Here is a 16,571-nt window from a genome sequence, read left to right as displayed (position 1 = left end):
CACGTGAGCAAGTCCGGTAGTCGGCTCTTCACCAGTGAGTCGGTAACAGAGGGCCACCCCGACAAGATCTGTGACGCGATCAGCGACTCGATTCTCGACGCGCTACTGACAGAGGATCCACGTGCACGCGTGGCCGTCGAGACGCTCGTGACAACGGGCCAGGTTCACGTCGCCGGTGAGGTCAACACGACGGCGTGGGCGGACATCCCGAAGATCGTGCGCGACAAGGTGCTCGAGATCGGATACGACTCGTCGGCGAAGGGCTTCGACGGCAACTCCTGCGGAGTCAATGTCGCAATCGGTGCCCAGTCTCCCGAGATCGCGCAGGGCGTCGATCATTCGCACGAGGCGCGCGTCGAGGGATTGTCCGACGACGAGATCGATCGTCAGGGCGCGGGCGACCAGGGATTGATGTTCGGGTACGCCAACACCGACACTCCTGAGCTCATGCCGCTGCCGATTGCGTTGGCGCACAGGCTTTCTCGACGTCTCACCGAGGTGCGGAAGACTGGAGTGCTGCCGTACCTGCGTCCCGACGGCAAAACTCAGGTCACCATCGAATACGACGGTGACAACGCGGTCCGGCTCGACACGGTGGTCGTCTCCACTCAGCACGCCGCGGACATCGATCTGGACAATCTGCTGACGCCGGACATCCGCGAAAAGGTGCTCGGATCGGTCCTGGCGGAACTGAACGTCCCGTCCCTCGACACGTCCGACGTCCGCCTCCTGGTCAACCCCACCGGTAAATTCGTTCTCGGCGGGCCCATGGGTGACGCGGGACTGACCGGCCGCAAGATCATCGTCGACACCTACGGCGGTATGGCTAGGCACGGTGGCGGCGCGTTCTCGGGCAAGGACCCGTCCAAGGTCGACCGCAGCGCCGCGTACGCGATGCGTTGGGTCGCCAAGAACGCGGTCGCGGCAGGTCTCGCGGACCGCATCGAGGTTCAGGTCGCGTACGCCATCGGCAAGGCTGCGCCCGTCGGACTGTTCGTGGAGACCTTCGGAACCGAGAAGGCCGATCCCGCTCGTATCCAGGCCGCGATCTCCGAGGTCTTCGACTTGCGTCCGGGCGCCATCATCCGCGATCTCGATCTACTCCGCCCCATCTACGCGCAGACCGCCGCGTACGGCCACTTCGGCCGGACCGACATCGACCTGCCGTGGGAGTCGACGGATCGCGCAGACAAGCTCCGCGCAGCAGCGGGACTCGCCTGAGCAGCGCACCGAAAGCGGCAGCACCCGAGTTACCCGTAGCTCGGGTGCTGCCGCTTCTCCCACTCCCGCATCTCGACCGCGAGTTCGACTACCTCGTTCCGGCGGAGCTCTCGGAGGATGCGAATCCCGGTGTGCGAGTGCGCATCCGATTCGCCGGCCGACTGGTCGACGGGTACATCGTGGAACGTGTCGCCACGAGCGACCACACCGGCAAACTCGGCTTTCTCGATCGTGTCGTCTCACCCGAACGGGTCCTCACCGCCGAGATCGCGACGCTGGTCGATGCTGTTGCGCATCGCTACGCGGGCACGCGTGCCGACGTACTGAGGCTTGCCGTTCCGCCGCGTCACGCCAAGGTCGAATCGGAACCGGTGCCGGATGTTCCCTCCATCTCCACAGCTGCCGACCACACAGTTGTCGACGCCTCGGCGTGGGACAGGTACACACACGGCACCGCGTTCGTGGACGCCCTGGCAGCGGCCCGTGGCCCCAGAGCGGTCTGGCAGGCGCTCCCGGGCGAGGACTGGGCGGGGCGTATAGCGGAGATAGCGGCCGTGACGGCAGCGTCGGGTCGCAGTGTCGTCGTCGTGGTGCCGGACCAGCGAGATCTGGACCGGGTGGCGTCGGCGTGCCAGGCCGCCCTCGGCGACGACGCGGTGGTGGCATTGTCGGCCGGTCTCGGCCCGGCTAAACGCTATCGACGCTGGCTCGCCGCATTACGGCGCGACGTGTCTGTGGTGGTCGGGACCAGGAGTGCAGTGTTCGCCCCGGTGCAGAACCTCGGTTTGATGGTCTTGTGGGACGACGGCGACGACGGTTACGCCGAACCTCGTTCGCCGTATCCGCATGCGCGCGAGGTGGCGTTGCTCCGCGCGCACGGTACCGGGTGCGGTGTGGTCCTGGCCGGGCATGCGCGCACCGCGGAAGCGGAAGCCCTCGTCGACTCGGGGTGGGCTCATGACCTGTTGGCGTCGCGTGAGACGGTGCGGGCCGCGCAGCCGCACATAGTGGCGCTGGCGGACAGTGATCACGCTCTGGCGCGCGATCCAGGGGCGCGCGCTGCGCGACTGCCCGCCATTGCATTCGACGCCGCGAGAACGGCGCTGAAGAACGACACGGCGGTGCTCGTCCAGGTTCCGCGTGGCGGATACGTGCCGTCGCTCGCATGCGCGAAGTGTCGCAACCCCGCTCGATGTAGACGGTGCAACGGACCGCTTGCGTTGCCGTCCGCGCCGGGTGCCGACGGAGCGGGTAGCCCTACCTGCCGGTGGTGCGGCGCTGCGGACACCAATCACAAATGCGCCGTCTGCGGGTCGAGGGCCCTGCGCGCGGTCGTGGTCGGGGCGCACCGCACCGCAGAGGAATTGGGTCGGGCATTTCCCGGTGTTCCGGTGCGCACATCCGGTGGCAGCGCTGTCCTGGACTCCGTGGATGCTGGTGCGTCGCTGGTGATCTCGACAGTAGGCGCAGAACCGACGATCGTCGGCGGGTACGGGGCGGCGCTGCTCCTCGACGGGTGGGCGCTGCTCGGGCGCGCAGACCTCCGAGCCGCCGAGGAAACCCTCAGACGATGGATGACGGCGTCCGCCCTCGTACGCCCGGGTGCCGACGGCGGCAGGGTGGTCGTCGTCGCGGAATCCGAGCTGCCCACCGTTCAGGCGTTGGTGCGGTGGGATCCGGTCGGCCACGCCCGAAGTGAATTGGACGAGCGCGCCGAGGTTCGATTTCCCCCTGCCGTCCACGTCGCCGCAGTCGACGGAACGACGGCCGCGATCACGGCTCTCGTCGAATCCACGGCCCTCCCGTCCGACACCGAAGTCCTCGGACCCGTGGAGCTCCCCGACGGGCAGCGACTGCCCGCCGGAGGGGGAGAAGACCGACTTCCTGGCGACGTTCAACGGATACTGCTCCGTGTGCCCCGTCGTGCAGGAGGATCGCTTGCGCGTGCGCTCGCAGACGCGCAAGCCGCCAGTAGTGCTCGTAAGAACACAGAAGCGGTTCGCGTACAGATCGATCCGATCCGCATCGGTTGACGCTCCCCTCAGCGCCCCTCAGCGCCTAGAGTCCATACCGGCAGTCGAGTCGGACTGGACATCGAGTCGTACATCGGAGCGGGGTCGGGGAAATGAAACGTAGACAGTTGATCAGGCGCGTCGCGACGGGCTTGGCCGTCGTTGCAGGTGCGAAACTCGCCGGACCCGCGGTCGCCCAGGCGGCACCGGGGTCGGGGTCGTCGAATCTGCCGGGGTTCGGAATCCCCCTGGATCGCCTGCTGAAGATCGTGTCGCTGTCGCATGTCAACGACCCGGCGACGACGCCCATCTTCCCCGGCGATCCGGAGTTCGCGCTCGAGACGGCAGCGACGGTGGCCGAGGACGGCTACTACCTTCAGAACGTTCGTGAAGGTGAACACACCGGAACACATTGGGGCGCACCTGCTCATTTCCAGGACGGCGGTTTGACGGCAGATCAGCTGGTTCCGGAGGATCTGTTTCTACCCGCGGTGAAGATCGACATTCGGGACAAGGCCGCGGCGGATGCCGATTACGCGGTGACGATCGCTGATCTTCAGGAGTGGGAGGCGTCGAACGGTCGCATTCCGTCGGGCGCCGCCGTCGTTCTGTGGACGGGGTGGGAATCGCGTTGGGGGACCGACGCATACGTGAATGCCGACGCCGACGGTGTCACTCACCAGCCGGGGTTCTCCGCTGATGCGGCGCAGTGGCTCATCGACACAGGTCGGCTGGCGGAGCGAGGCGCGTTGGGGACCGACACCTTCGGACCGGATCTCGGCAACGACGACACCTATCCGGTGTCGGTGAAGCTGTACGACTTCCATCGCATCAGCCTCGAAAATCTTCGCAACCTGGGCGAACTGCCGACCACCGGCGCCTACGTTCTGGTCGGCGGCCCGATCAATCGTGCTGGATCGGGTTCTCCGGCAACGATATTCGGACTCATTCCACGGTTGCCCTGAGCGTCTGCAGTGGCGTGCCCGTGACCGAACCAGTTGAACGGCGCGGCCTGCACCGACAGGTTGTAGACCATCCTGAGGGTGCCGTCGGAGTCGTACGCGAACACACCGGCCTTGCCGTTCTTCTTGGCCTCGTACATGGCTCGATCGGCGTTGCGTAGCAGCGTGTCGGCGGTGACGGCTTGCTCGAACACGTCGAGTTCCACGACGCCGACGCTGGCACCGATCGAGACGGTGTGGCCTTCGATGTCCTGTGGTGCACGCAGTGCGTCCACGATCGATCTGGCCGTGGTGCAGCCGGCGTCGATCGATGCAGGGATCAGAACGGTGAACTCGTCTCCGCCGAAGCGTGCGACGACACCTCCGTTGCCCTGGGCGTTCACAGTATCGACGAGCCGACTCGACAGTGTCTTGAGCGACCGGTCACCCGCTCCGTGACCGAGCCTGTCGTTGATGGCTTTGAAGTCGTCGAGGTCGACGAGCAGTAGTACTCCGACATCGCCGTTGTCGTTGTGTCGGTCGATCGCGGCGGTCAGGTGTTCGTCGAAGGCGGAGCGATTGAGCAGCCCCGTCAATCCGTCGTGGTGTGCACGGTAGGTCAGCTCGTTCTGGGCGGCGTAGAGCGTGCGCAGGAGTGCGTCGTTCTGCAGGAGGGTCATGACCTGCCGTACGACCGCGAGCACGATCACGGTGAGGAAGAGCCCGAAGGCGATAGGATCCACGGTCCCTTGCGTGAATCGCTGTATCGCGACGGACACTCCGGTCAGCGCCATCAGTGCATGCGGCACCAAGAGTCGAGTGCGTTCACCTTCTCGTCCACCTGGGGGTCCGGGCGGTGTGTCGGCGGATTTCGGGACGGAGTCCGGGACGGACACGGTGGGCACCGCCACCGCCACCGCCACCGACGGCGCCGACGCTGCGAGTGCGATGAGGACAGGGCCGGCGATGAAACCGGCGTCGGCGATCAGCGGCATCTCGTCGGCGCCCGCCGCAACAAGGTACGCGTAGAGGCTGTCCGAGATCGCCAGGCAGGTCAGGCCCGCGCCCAGCAAAGTGAGCTGCGCCCGGTATCGGCGCAACACACGCGGTATCACGGCAAGCAACCCGACCATGACCAGCAGCACCAGGTCGGTGATGGGATACATCAACGCGATGAGGAACTGCACCGAGTCCGATCGATCCGAGCGTGCTGCCGGACCCAGAACCGTGGCCCAGGACATCACGAACAGCGAACCGACGACTATCAGGCCGTCCAGTAGCGACGTGAGCCAGTGGTACCTGCTGCCGTCTTCGGACTGGTGCGGTGCACGACGCATCACCGACAGCAGGGCGGGTACCGCGAAGATGGGAAAGAGGAAGAAACCGAAATCGGCGTACGACGGTGACGGCAACGGCACGTCCAGGACGGATCGGTAGAGGGCCCAGACGAGCATCCCGCCGGTCCAGCACGCCATGCCGGCGGCCATCAGCAGGCGCCACCGACGCTGTGCGCCGGATCGGCGTCTGCCGGTGCGCCAGCAGACGACGGTCGCAGCGATACCCCCGGCGAGTTGACCTGCGTCGTCGAGGGCGACCGACGCGGCTTTGGGGAGAAGTCCCGAGCTCGCGAGCGCCACCACGAGGGCGACCGCACCGAGGGAAGCGACAATGCGCTTCCTCAGTGAGTTCGCCATGGCGCCCCCTCGTATCGACACGAACCTCGGTGCGAACAGGCTAGCCGCTCGTGGCAGCTGTCGGCCGCCGTCCAGTGAACTGCTCGACACTTACTCTTGCTGAAAACGTATTGGCGATATATCGTCAATACGTCCATACGATACAGAAGGAGACGGACATGGAAAACTTCTACGAACAAGAGCACGTCCACGGACACGCACGGCGCGGTGGACCGCACCACCACCGGGGCGGTCCCCATCATCGGGGCGGTTTCGGTCCCGGTGGTTTCGGTCCCGGTGGTTTCGGGCCTGCGGGTAACCTCGGCCGAGGCCGCGGCCGCGGAGGGCGAGGTCGTCGTGGTGACGTTCGAGCTGCAGTCCTGCTGATCCTGGCCGAGTCGCCGATGCACGGGTACGAGCTGATTCAGCAGATCGTCGCGAAGAGCGAGGGCGCGTGGAAGCCGAGCCCGGGGTCCATCTATCCCGCGCTCTCACAGCTCGAGGACGAAGGTCTCGTCCTGATCGAGAAGGTCGACGGCCGCAAGACGGCTCGTCTGACCGAGACCGGCCGGACGTTCGTCGACGAACACCGGGAAGAGCTGGGTTCTCCGTGGGACGACGTACGCGGAACGGTCGGAGGTGATGCGATGGACCTGCGGGGTCTGATCGGATTGCTGATGGGTGCCGCAGGTCAGGTCGCCGCGGTCGGGACGCCGGGTCAGGTCGCGGCCGCGAGCGAGGTTCTCGTCGATGCGCGGAGGCGTCTGTACCGGATTCTGGCCGAGGAGGAGACACCGGACGCCGGTGAGTCCGACGCATGATCGACGGGCGTGCTCGTGCCCGGTGGGTGGTCCCTAGAATGGGTGGTTCGTGAGAAATCCGTTCTACCTATTCGTGGGAGCCCTCTGGTGCGCGTTGTGTTCGCAGGTACGCCCGACCCGGCAGTTCCGTCGCTGGCGCGACTGATCTCGTCGGACCGGCACGACGTGGTCGCGGTGATCACGCGTCCGGATGCGGCCGCAGGTCGCGGACGCAAGATCGGACGCTCGCCCGTCGGACTGCTCGCAGACGAGCACGGAATTCCGGTGTTGACGCCGCAGCGCCCGTCGGAGCCGGAGTTCCTCGACGCTCTCACAGCGCTCGAACCCGACGTGTGCCCGGTCGTCGCATACGGAGCACTGCTACCGCGTCCGGTGCTGAACGTACCGAAATTCGGATGGATCAATCTGCACTTCTCGCTGCTCCCCGCGTGGCGGGGTGCAGCCCCGGTTCAAGCAGCGATCGCCGCGGGCGACGACGTGACGGGCGCATCGACGTTCCTTCTCGAGGAAGGCATGGACACCGGTCCTGTCCTGGGCGTCGTCACCGAAACGATCGGGTCGAACGATTCGGCCGGCGACCTGTTGGGCCGCCTTGCGCTCAGTGGTGCGGAACTGCTCGAAGCTACGCTCGACGCGATCGAGGCCGGTGAGGCCTCCGCAGTTCCGCAACCGGCCGACGGCGTGTCCTACGCACCGAAGATCACCGTGGACTCCGCGCGGATCGACTGGACCTCCTCGGCGTCGTCGATCGACCGGCACGTCCGCGCGGTGACCCCGTCACCCGGGGCGTGGACGACGATCGGAGACGTTCGACTGAAAGTAGCCCCGGTCACAGTGTCGGACGTGGACCTCGAAGCTGGGCACGTTCTAGTCCGGAAGGACGGGGTGTTCGTCGGGACTGCAACGACCTCGGTAGCTCTGGGCGACGTCCAACCCCAGGGCAAGAAACTCATGAAAGCACTCGACTGGGCGCGCGGTGCCCGGCTGACGGAAACGGCGGTTGCCCTGTGAGCTCCGAGAAGAACCAGGGCCGAGCAGGCCGACGCGGCAACGTGAACAGCGGGCCGACGCGCACCTCAGGTTCCCGTCGGGGGGCTGGCAACCGGCCGAATCGTGGGGGAGGGCCGGGCTCGACCCCGCCTGTCGACCCTGCGCGACTCGCAGCCAGAGACGTACTGAAGGCGGTACGCGAGCGGGATGCCTACGCCAACCTCGTGCTACCGGGGCTGCTGCGCGAGCGCAAACTCGACACGCGTGATGCTGCCCTGGCGACCGAACTTGCCTACGGATCGTCGCGAGCCCGAGGATTCCTCGACTCGGTCATCGAAAGCGGTTCGGGCCGTGCGATATCGGAGATCGACGGTGGTCTGCTGGACATCCTGAGGCTGGGTGCTTACCAACTGCTCCGTACCCGCGTGGCGCCCCACGCGGCCGTGGCGACGTCGGTCGATCTGACCAGGGCCGAATTCGGCAGCGGTAAGGCAGGATTCGTCAACGCCGTGCTTCGGCGAGTGTCGGAGAAGTCCGCCGATCGATGGGTCGACGAGCTAGCTCCCGCAGCAGACAAGGATCCCGTCGGACATCTGGCGTTCGAGTACGCGCATCCCAAGTGGATTGCGCAGGCCTTCGCCGACGCGCTCGGGGCGGACGCCGCAGAACTGGCTGATGTGCTGGCCGCCGACGATGCCCGGCCCGCGGTCCATCTCGTCGCACGACCGGGGGAGATCTCCGCCGAGGAGCTCGCCCTCGTCACCGGAGGGGAGGAGGGCAAGTACTCCCCGTACGCCGTCTATCTCGACGGCGGTGATCCCGGCAAGCTCGACGCAGTCCGAGACGGCCTGGCCGGTGTGCAGGACGAGGGCAGCCAACTGGTGGCGCGCGCGCTGACGCTGGCACCGATCGAGGGCGAGGACGGCGGCCGCTGGCTGGACCTGTGTGCAGGTCCCGGAGGCAAGGCGGCTCTGCTCGGGGCGATCGCCGAGATCGACGGCGCGCGCGTCGACGCGGTCGAACCGACCCCGCACCGTGCCGACCTCGTGTCGAAGACGACGAAGGGGCTCCCGGTCACCGTTCACGTCGTGGACGGCCGGGACCCGGGTCTCGACGGCGGATACGACCGCGTTCTGGTCGATGCGCCCTGCACCGGACTCGGAGCGCTGCGCCGGAGGCCGGAGGCGCGGTGGCGTCGCACGCAGTCCGACCTGGCGGGGCTGGTGGCGTTGCAGAAGGAACTGCTCGCCTCCGCGCTGAAGCTGGTACGGCCAGGCGGCGTCGTCGTGTATTCGACCTGTTCGCCGCACCTGTCCGAGACCACGGCCGTCGTCGCGGACGCGGTGCGCCGTTATGGCGCTCAGCAGCTCGACACCCATGCGCTGCTACCGGACGTTCCGCAGCTCGGTGACGGTGCGTCGGCGCAGCTGTGGCCACACCGCCACGGAACCGACGCGATGTTCCTCGCTGCGCTTCGTCGTCCGCTCGACTGACACTGCCCATTCGTACAAGTGCGGTGGGCAGACATGGCGGAGACTGTCCCCATGGCACTTGTGTGGGAAGACCTCGTTTCGTTCGCCGTGACCCTTCCGGAGACCGAGGAGTCGACGTCCTATAACACTCCCGCGTTGAAGGTGGCGAACAAGTTGATCGCTCGCCTACGGGCCGAAGCAGAGGGCGGCGTGGTCGTCATGTGCAGCCTCGCGGAGAAAGAAGCTCTGCTGGCCTCGCCGGGCTCGGCGTACTACACCACGGATCACTACGACGGGCACGGCTCGATCATCGTGGACCTGGACAGGGCCGACGCCACCGAAGTGCAGGAGCTGCTCACCGAAGCGTGGCGTGCGAAGGCCCCCAAGCGGGCCCTGAAGAGCCTCTGAATCGGGCCCTGAAGAGCCTCTGAATCGGGCACTGAAGCGCCTCTGAATCGGGCACTGAAGCGGCTCTGAATCCGGCACGAAGAAATCACGCGCCGCAGGAGCGCGTCTGCCGACCCTTTAAGCTGTCTCATCGTGGCAGCTCCGATGATCGCTCCGTCCATCCTCTCCGCCGACTTCGCCCGTCTGGGGGAGGAAGCAGAGGCCGTCGCAGGCTCCGACTGGCTTCACGTCGACGTCATGGACGCGCATTTCGTTCCCAATCTGACGCTCGGCCTTCCCGTCGTGCAGAGCCTCGTCAAGGCCACCGACATACCCCTCGATTGCCATCTGATGATCGAGGATCCGGCTCGGTGGGCGCCGCCGTACGCAGAAGCGGGTGCCTACAACGTCACGTTCCACGCGGAGGCAGCGGACGATCCCATCGCCGTTGCGAAGGACATCCGCGCTGCGGGAGCCAAAGCAGGTCTGAGCGTGAAGCCCGGCACCCCGATCGAGCCGTACCTCGAGATACTCCGGCATTTCGACACGCTGCTCGTCATGAGCGTCGAGCCGGGCTTCGGTGGGCAGTCCTTCATTCCGGAGGTGTTGAGCAAGGCTCGCACCGTACGAAACCTCGTCGACTCCGGTGAGCTGACCCTGGTGGTCGAGATCGACGGCGGCATCAATGCCGACACGATCGAGCAGGCCGCGGAAGCCGGCGTCGATTGCTTCGTCGCCGGGTCCGCCGTGTACGGCACCGCCGACCCCGCCGCGACCGTGCGCGCGTTGCGCGACCGTGCAGCCGGGGCGTCGCACCACCTCGCACACTGATGACATCCGGCGCCGCTGTGAGCGAGACCGCCGCCATGGCGCTCGCCATTGCCGCGTCGGAAACGGCCCGGGGGTCGACCAGCCCCAATCCGCCGGTCGGAGCCGTCATCCTCGACGCCGACGGTGTCGTCGTGGGGACCGGGGCGACGCGGCCGCCCGGGGGTCCGCATGCCGAGGTGGTCGCTCTTGCGGAGGCAGGTGAGCGCGCACGAGGCGGAACGGCAGTGGTCACGCTCGAACCGTGCAATCACACCGGTCGGACCGGTCCGTGCTCGCAGGCGCTGATCGCGGCAGGCGTTCGCCGTGTCGTCTATGCGGTGGCCGATCCCAACCCTCTGGCCGAAGGGGGAGCAGGCACTCTCGTCGAGGCAGGCGTCGACGTCTCGTCCGGGTTGGAGTCCGACGCCGTCGAGCGCGGTCCACTGCGCGCGTGGCTGCACAAGCAACGAACCGGACGCCCTCACATCACGTTGAAGTACGCGGCGAGTCTCGACGGCCGCAGCGCAGCACAAGACGGCACGAGTCAGTGGATCACCGGACCCGACGCTCGTGCGCACGTGCACGCGCAGCGCGCGACTCTGGACGCAATCGTCGTCGGGACCGGAACCGTCGTTGCCGACGATCCGCTGCTCACGGCCCGGCTTCCCGACGGAACCACCGCACCGCACCAACCCGTCCGCGTCGTCGTCGGCCGTCGTGACATCCCTCCCGAGGCGCGCATCCGCGGCGATCAGGCACGGACGATCTTCGTCCGATCGCACGATCCGCACGACGTCGTCGACGCGCTCGGCGAGTACACCGACGTCCTCGTCGAGGGTGGTCCCACCCTGGCCGGTGCCTTTCTCGCCGCGGGCATCGTCGACCGCATCGTGGCGTACATCGCTCCCGTCGTGCTCGGCGCGGGAACGTCGGCGGTGGAGAATGCAGGCGTCGGAACAATTTCCGACGCCCTGCGGTTCTCGATCGAGAGTGTCGTCCCACTGGGAACCGACGTGGTCGTCAGCGCGGTGAAGCTGCAGGAATGACCGGAAACAAGAGAGTGGAGATCCAATGTTCACCGGAATAGTCGAGGAACTCGGGGAGATCGTCGGCAAGGACGATCTGACCGATGCAGCCCGCTTCACAGTGAAGGGTCCGCTCGTCACGTCGGATGCAGGGCACGGCGACTCGATCGCCGTCAACGGTGTGTGCCTGACGGTCGTCGATGTGCTGGCCGACGGCGCGTTCACGGCCGATGTCATGCAGGAGACGTTGAATCGGTCCAGCTTGCAGCGCTTGGAGGTGGGCAGCCGGGTCAACCTCGAACGTGCGGCAGCGCTCAACAGCAGGCTGGGTGGTCACCTTGTTCAGGGGCATGTCGACGGCACCGGAACGGTCGTGAACCGATCTCCTTCGGACAATTGGACGGTCGTTCGGATCGCGATGCCCACCTCGGTCGCGCGTTACGTCGTCGAAAAGGGCTCCATCACGGTCGACGGAGTGTCTCTGACGGTCTCCGCGCTGGGTCGCGACGACGACGGAGGGCACTGGTTCGAGATCTCGCTCATTCCGACGACGCTCGACCTGACCACGCTCGGCAGTTCGGACGTCGGGACGCCGGTGAACCTCGAGGTCGACGTGATCGCCAAATACGTCGAACGGCTGCAGACCCTCGCCGCGGAGTAGGAATGCCGGAAAGTTACTGTTGAAGAAGTATTCATGCCTGAATTCGTCTGGGGTGTGAACAAGACGTATGGAGCGTAGGACGTGACAAGGTTCGACAGTATCGAGCGTGCGGTTGCGGACATCGCCGCAGGTAAAGCTGTGGTTGTGGTCGACGACGAGGATCGTGAGAACGAGGGCGACCTCATCTTCGCGGCCGAGAAGGCGACGCCGGAACTCGTCGCGTTCATGGTGCGATACACCTCGGGGTACCTCTGCGTACCGCTGTCCGGTGACGATTGCGACCGCCTGGGCCTTCCTCCCATGTACGCGACCAACCAGGACAAGCACGGCACGGCCTACACGGTGACGGTCGACGCCCGGGAGGGCATCGGGACCGGAATCTCCGCGTCGGACAGGGCTGCGACCATGCGGCTGCTGGCGGATCCGACCACGGGCGCGGGCGATTTCACACGGCCGGGGCATGTGGTTCCGTTGCGCGCGAAGGACGGCGGAGTCCTGCGTCGACCCGGTCACACCGAGGCGGCCGTCGACTTGGCGCGGATGGCCGATCTGCGGCCTGCGGGCGTGATCTGCGAGATCGTCAGCCAGAAGGACGAAGGCTCGATGGCGCAGACCGACGAGTTGCGGGTCTTCGCGGACGATCACGACCTTGCGCTCATCTCCATCGCCGATCTCATCGCGTGGCGTCGCAAGCACGAGAAGCACGTCGTGCGCGTTGCGGATGCTCGGATTCCCACCGCTCACGGCACATTCCGCGCCGTCGGCTACCAGAGCGTGTACGACGAGGTGGAGCACGTCGCCCTGGTGTGCGGAGATATAGCCGGGCCGGACGGTGACGGCAGCGACGTTCTGGTCCGCGTTCACTCGGAGTGCCTGACCGGCGACGTCTTCGGTTCGCTCCGGTGTGACTGCGGTCCTCAGCTCGATGCCGCGCTCGACATGATCGCCACCGAGGGGCGAGGCGTCGTGTTGTACATGCGAGGCCACGAAGGCCGCGGCATCGGTCTGTTGCACAAGTTGCAGGCGTACCAGCTGCAGGACGCAGGCTCGGACACCGTCGACGCCAATCTTCAGCTCGGGCTTCCCGCCGATTCGCGGGACTACGGAATCGGCGCTCAGATACTGGTGGATCTCGGCATCTCCTCGATGCGGTTGCTGACGAACAATCCAGCCAAGAGGGTCGGTCTCGACGGATACGGCCTTCACGTCACCGAGCGCGTCCCGATGCCGCTGCGGGCGAATGCGGAGAACCTGACCTACTTGCGCACCAAGCGCGACCGCATGGGCCACGACCTGGCCGGGCTGGACGAGTACGAGAAGGGGCAGCATTCATGAGCGGGGAAGGCGAACCGCAGCTACAACTCGAGGGCGCGAGTGACCTGAAGGTCGCCATCGTCGCGGGTCAGTGGCACCGCACCATCTCCGATGCTCTGCTCGACGGCGCACGCAAGAAGGTCGAGGAAGCCGGCGTCACAGAGGTCACTGTTGTTCGTGTGGCGGGCGCGATCGAGCTTCCGGTCGTCGCGCAGACCTTGGCCCGCGACCACGATGCCGTGATCGCCCTCGGTGTCGTGATCAGAGGCGGTACTCCGCATTTCGAGTACGTGTGCGACGCCGTCACGGCCGGTCTGACGCGAGTGTCGCTCGACGAGAGCACGCCTGTGACCAATGGCGTGCTGACGACGGACGACGAGCAGCAGGCTCTCGATCGGTCCGGTCTTCCCGGTTCGAAGGAGGACAAGGGCGGTCAGGCTGCGGCGGCGGCGATCGACACCGCGTTGACCCTCAAGCATCTGCGGCAACCGTGGACGAACCAGGAATTCCGATGACGGAGAACGCAGACTGGGATCTCGAGGTCCGGTCCAAGAAGTCCGCACGCTACGCGATCGCCGCCGCTGTACTGCTGGTAGTGGCGCACACGACCGTCGCGATTCTGCTGCGGGTCTCGCCCACCGGGGTGTATTTCCGTACTGCCGATCAACTGGCGTTGGCCGGAATCGGTGTGCTGTTGGCGGGTATCGCACTGCTGTTGACGCGACCACGCGTGCGGGTCGGCAAGAAGGGCGTTGCGGTCAGGAACATCCTGTCCGAGCGCCTCATCGAATGGGACCTGGTTCGAGGTCTGTCGTTCCCGGACGGGGCCATGTGGGCGCGCGTGGACATTCCGGATGACGAGTTCATTCCGGTGATGGCCATCCAGTCGAACGATCGGGATCACGCGGTCGCCGCGGTCCGGTCCTTTCGCAGCCTGGAAGCGAAGTATGCGGGCTCGGACCGCTAGCTCGCCGAAGCCGGTCGGTGGCTGCGGCTAACCTGGACACCGTGTCCGACCCAGCTACATATCGCCCGGCTACCGGAACCATCCCGGTGGAGCCCGGCGTGTACAAATTTCGTGATCCTCACGGACGCGTGATCTACGTAGGCAAGGCCAAAAGCCTTCGAAGCCGCCTCAATTCGTACTTCGCGGACGTCGCGTCCCTGCATCCGCGCACTCGTCAGATGGTCACCACGGCGGCATCCGTCGAATGGACCGTGGTCACGACCGAGGTCGAGGCGCTGCAGCTCGAGTACAACTGGATCAAGGAGTTCGATCCTCGATTCAACGTCCGGTACCGCGACGACAAAAGCTACCCGATGCTCGCAGTCACGATGAACGAGGAGTACCCGCGGTTGTTCGTCTACCGCGGGCCCAGGCGTAAGGGCGTTCGATACTTCGGTCCCTACGCACACGCGTGGGCGATTCGCGAGACTCTCGATCTGTTGTTGCGTGTGTTCCCGGCCCGTACGTGTTCGGCAGGAGTCCTCAAACGGCACAAGCAGATCGGCCGTCCGTGTCTGCTCGGCTACATCGACAAGTGTTCCGCGCCGTGCACAGGACGAGTGTCGGCCGACGAGCATCGCCGCACCGTCGAGGACTTCTGCGACTTCCTGTCCGGCAAGACGGACAAGCTCGTTCGGCAGCTCGAGAAGAAGATGCAGGACGCTTCGGAGAACCTGGACTTCGAATCCGCGGCCCGCCTCCGCGACGACGTGGGCGCATTGAAGCGTGCGCTGGAGAAGCAGGCCGTGGTGCTCGGTGACGGAACCGACGCAGACCTGGTGGCCTTCGCGACCGACCCGCTGGAGGCTGCAGTGCAGGTCTTCCACGTGCGTGGCGGCCGGGTTCGCGGACAGCGCGGATGGGTCGTGGAGAAGGCTGGTGAGGTCATCGAGACGGTGGCGGACGATCAGTCCGACCTTCCGGCTCTGGTCGAGCAGTTTCTCACCCAGTTCTACGGTCAGGAAGCAGCGTTGTCCTCACGCACTCCCGGCGTCGACGACGCGGGAGCCAACGCGGTGCCGAAGGAAGTGCTCGTTCCGGTACTACCGGGCAACGCGGACGAGGTGCAGCAGTGGCTCAGCGAACTGCGCGGATCGAACGTGCAGTTGAGGGTTCCGCAGCGCGGAGACAAGAAGGCGCTCGCCGAAACCGTCGAACGAAACGCGAAAGAAGCTCTGCAACAGCACAAGCTGAAGCGAGCTGGTGATTTCACATCGAGATCTGCTGCGCTGCAGGGAATTCAGGAGGCTCTGGATCTGGATTCCGCGCCGCTGCGCATCGAGTGCATCGATATCTCGCACGTCCAGGGCACTGATGTCGTCGCGTCGCTCGTCGTGTTCGAGGACGGTTTGCCGCGCAAGAGTGATTACCGGCACTACGCGATCAAGGAAGCCGCAGGAGACGGGCATTCCGACGACGTCGCGAGCATCGCCGAGGTCACTCGGCGACGCTTTCTACGCCATAGCTCCGACGCCTCGGGAAACGAGTCCGGCGGCGACCTGTCGCCGGAGGCCGCATTGGATCCTCAGACCGGGCGTCCACGACGATTCGCGTATCCGCCCAACCTGTTCGTCGTCGACGGTGGAGCGCCGCAGGTCGCTGCCGCGTCCGAGGTACTCGACGAGTTGGGTGTGACCGACGTCGCGGTGGTCGGCCTCGCGAAGCGACTGGAGGAAGTGTGGGTTCCCGGCGAATCGGACCCGGTTATCCTTCCTCGAACCAGCGAGTCGCTGTACCTGCTCCAGCGGGTTCGAGACGAAGCACACCGGTTCGCCATCACGTTCCACCGCAGCAAGCGCTCCAGAAGGATGACCGCGTCGGCCCTCGACTCCGTGAAAGGTCTCGGCGAGACCAGGCGGACAGCGTTGGTGACGCACTTCGGATCCGTCGCGAAACTCAAACAGGCGACGGTGGAGGACATCGTCGAGGTCCCGGGAATCGGAGCCACCACCGCCAGGGCGGTTCTGGACGCGCTGGGAGCGGGTGCGGCCGAGACGAGAGTCGACCAGACAGGGGGAGCTGTCGACGACGTGTCGTCGACCGAGGTCGAGGGCGATATGTCGGCATCGGCGGCGCCGGTGGGGGAAGATCTGGAGGAAACGACTTCGACAGGGCAGGTTGTGACGTGAGCGAACCGGATGTTCGGCAGGACGACGAAGTTCAGGTGAACGATCCGGTTCGAGACGTAGATGCCGTTCAGGACGTGCGTGCGGTTCGAGCGACCGCAGTTCAGGCGAC

Annotated in this window: 15 protein-coding genes; 14 read left to right on the top strand and 1 reads right to left on the bottom strand. The window is 66.0% G+C overall.

All coding sequences use genetic code 11. The features are described from left to right. Nucleotides 1–3 precede the first annotated feature (3 nt). From metK to CH293_RS23930, 3 genes are all read left to right on the top strand, one after another. Nucleotides 4–1,221: a methionine adenosyltransferase gene (gene metK, locus CH293_RS23940; RefSeq protein ID WP_094721683.1), complete on the top strand. Its 1,218-nt coding sequence runs from the start codon at nucleotides 4–6 to the stop codon at nucleotides 1,219–1,221. Further along, nucleotides 1,218–3,254 carry a primosomal protein N' gene (locus tag CH293_RS23935; protein WP_176460109.1) on the top strand — a complete coding sequence of 679 codons (2,037 nt, stop codon included), beginning with the start codon at nucleotides 1,218–1,220 and terminating at the stop codon, nucleotides 3,252–3,254. The genes metK and CH293_RS23935 overlap by 4 nt, the downstream gene beginning before the upstream one ends. 92 nt (nucleotides 3,255–3,346) lie before the next feature. Then, complete coding sequence (locus tag CH293_RS23930) at nucleotides 3,347–4,198, top strand: cyclase family protein (RefSeq protein ID WP_094721681.1); 852 nt, start codon at nucleotides 3,347–3,349, stop codon at nucleotides 4,196–4,198. Here CH293_RS23930 and CH293_RS23925 read toward each other — a convergent pair. Then, nucleotides 4,114–5,868, bottom strand: coding sequence for a GGDEF domain-containing protein (locus CH293_RS23925; RefSeq protein WP_094721680.1), 1,755 nt, complete (start codon nucleotides 5,866–5,868; stop codon nucleotides 4,114–4,116). The two genes, CH293_RS23930 and CH293_RS23925, sit on opposite strands and share 85 nt — an antisense overlap. Before the next feature lie 158 nt (nucleotides 5,869–6,026). Between CH293_RS23925 and CH293_RS28675 the strand changes: the two genes are divergently transcribed. From CH293_RS28675 to uvrC, 11 genes are all read left to right on the top strand, one after another. Beyond that, complete coding sequence (locus CH293_RS28675; RefSeq protein WP_255122968.1) at nucleotides 6,027–6,668, top strand: PadR family transcriptional regulator; 642 nt, start codon at nucleotides 6,027–6,029, stop codon at nucleotides 6,666–6,668. 87 nt (nucleotides 6,669–6,755) lie between these two features. Next, entirely contained in the window at nucleotides 6,756–7,679 is a 924-nt protein-coding gene (gene fmt / locus CH293_RS23915; RefSeq protein ID WP_176460100.1) for a methionyl-tRNA formyltransferase, read from the top strand. Continuing rightward, a complete protein-coding gene (locus tag CH293_RS23910) occupies nucleotides 7,676–9,151 on the top strand; it encodes an RsmB/NOP family class I SAM-dependent RNA methyltransferase (RefSeq protein WP_037113172.1) in 1,476 nt (491 codons plus the stop codon). Before fmt ends, CH293_RS23910 begins: the two co-directional genes overlap by 4 nt. A gap of 51 nt (nucleotides 9,152–9,202) precedes the next feature. Next, entirely contained in the window at nucleotides 9,203–9,538 is a 336-nt protein-coding gene (locus tag CH293_RS23905) for an MmcQ/YjbR family DNA-binding protein (RefSeq protein ID WP_170945366.1), read from the top strand. Between the two features lie 132 nt (nucleotides 9,539–9,670). Then, nucleotides 9,671–10,348, top strand: coding sequence for a ribulose-phosphate 3-epimerase (gene rpe / locus CH293_RS23900; RefSeq protein ID WP_037113176.1), 678 nt, complete (start codon nucleotides 9,671–9,673; stop codon nucleotides 10,346–10,348). Next, nucleotides 10,348–11,373 carry a bifunctional diaminohydroxyphosphoribosylaminopyrimidine deaminase/5-amino-6-(5-phosphoribosylamino)uracil reductase RibD gene (gene ribD, locus CH293_RS23895; protein ID WP_094721678.1) on the top strand — a complete coding sequence of 342 codons (1,026 nt, stop codon included), beginning with the start codon at nucleotides 10,348–10,350 and terminating at the stop codon, nucleotides 11,371–11,373. Before rpe ends, ribD begins: the two co-directional genes overlap by 1 nt. A 25-nt stretch (nucleotides 11,374–11,398) precedes the next feature. Beyond that, nucleotides 11,399–12,013, top strand: a complete 615-nt coding sequence (locus tag CH293_RS23890) for a riboflavin synthase (protein WP_037113179.1) — start codon at nucleotides 11,399–11,401, stop codon at nucleotides 12,011–12,013. Between the two features lie 81 nt (nucleotides 12,014–12,094). After that, nucleotides 12,095–13,348: a bifunctional 3,4-dihydroxy-2-butanone-4-phosphate synthase/GTP cyclohydrolase II gene (locus CH293_RS23885; RefSeq protein ID WP_019666367.1), complete on the top strand. Its 1,254-nt coding sequence runs from the start codon at nucleotides 12,095–12,097 to the stop codon at nucleotides 13,346–13,348. Then, entirely contained in the window at nucleotides 13,345–13,842 is a 498-nt protein-coding gene (ribH, locus tag CH293_RS23880) for a 6,7-dimethyl-8-ribityllumazine synthase (RefSeq protein WP_094721677.1), read from the top strand. Before CH293_RS23885 ends, ribH begins: the two co-directional genes overlap by 4 nt. After that, complete coding sequence (locus CH293_RS23875; protein ID WP_037113419.1) at nucleotides 13,839–14,294, top strand: PH domain-containing protein; 456 nt, start codon at nucleotides 13,839–13,841, stop codon at nucleotides 14,292–14,294. Before ribH ends, CH293_RS23875 begins: the two co-directional genes overlap by 4 nt. Nucleotides 14,295–14,335: 41 nt before the next feature. Continuing rightward, the gene (uvrC, locus tag CH293_RS23870; RefSeq protein WP_094721741.1) at nucleotides 14,336–16,462 is read left to right on the top strand and encodes an excinuclease ABC subunit UvrC; all 2,127 of its coding nucleotides are present in this window, start codon (nucleotides 14,336–14,338) and stop codon (nucleotides 16,460–16,462) included. The last annotated feature ends 109 nt before the right edge of the window (nucleotides 16,463–16,571 follow it).

The sequence above is a fragment of the Rhodococcus sp. 14-2470-1b genome, assembly GCF_002259415.1.
Taxonomy (GTDB): domain Bacteria; phylum Actinomycetota; class Actinomycetes; order Mycobacteriales; family Mycobacteriaceae; genus Rhodococcoides.
The sequence above is the reverse complement of the archived record's forward strand: the minus strand, read 5'-3'. Positions and strand labels throughout refer to the sequence as shown.

Excerpts from the sequence above, each read along its gene's own strand:
- CH293_RS23930 (WP_094721681.1), top strand. The coding sequence starts at position 3,347 with ATGAAACGTAGACAGTTGATCAGGCGCGTCGCGACGGGCTTGGCCGTC.
- CH293_RS23925 (WP_094721680.1), bottom strand. The coding sequence starts at position 5,868 with ATGGCGAACTCACTGAGGAAGCGCATTGTCGCTTCCCTCGGTGCGGTC.
- CH293_RS28675 (WP_255122968.1), top strand. The coding sequence starts at position 6,027 with ATGGAAAACTTCTACGAACAAGAGCACGTCCACGGACACGCACGGCGC.
- CH293_RS23905 (WP_170945366.1), top strand. The coding sequence starts at position 9,203 with ATGGCACTTGTGTGGGAAGACCTCGTTTCGTTCGCCGTGACCCTTCCG.
- ribD (WP_094721678.1), top strand. The coding sequence starts at position 10,348 with ATGACATCCGGCGCCGCTGTGAGCGAGACCGCCGCCATGGCGCTCGCC.
- CH293_RS23890 (WP_037113179.1), top strand. The coding sequence starts at position 11,399 with ATGTTCACCGGAATAGTCGAGGAACTCGGGGAGATCGTCGGCAAGGAC.
- ribH (WP_094721677.1), top strand. The coding sequence starts at position 13,345 with ATGAGCGGGGAAGGCGAACCGCAGCTACAACTCGAGGGCGCGAGTGAC.
- CH293_RS23875 (WP_037113419.1), top strand. The coding sequence starts at position 13,839 with ATGACGGAGAACGCAGACTGGGATCTCGAGGTCCGGTCCAAGAAGTCC.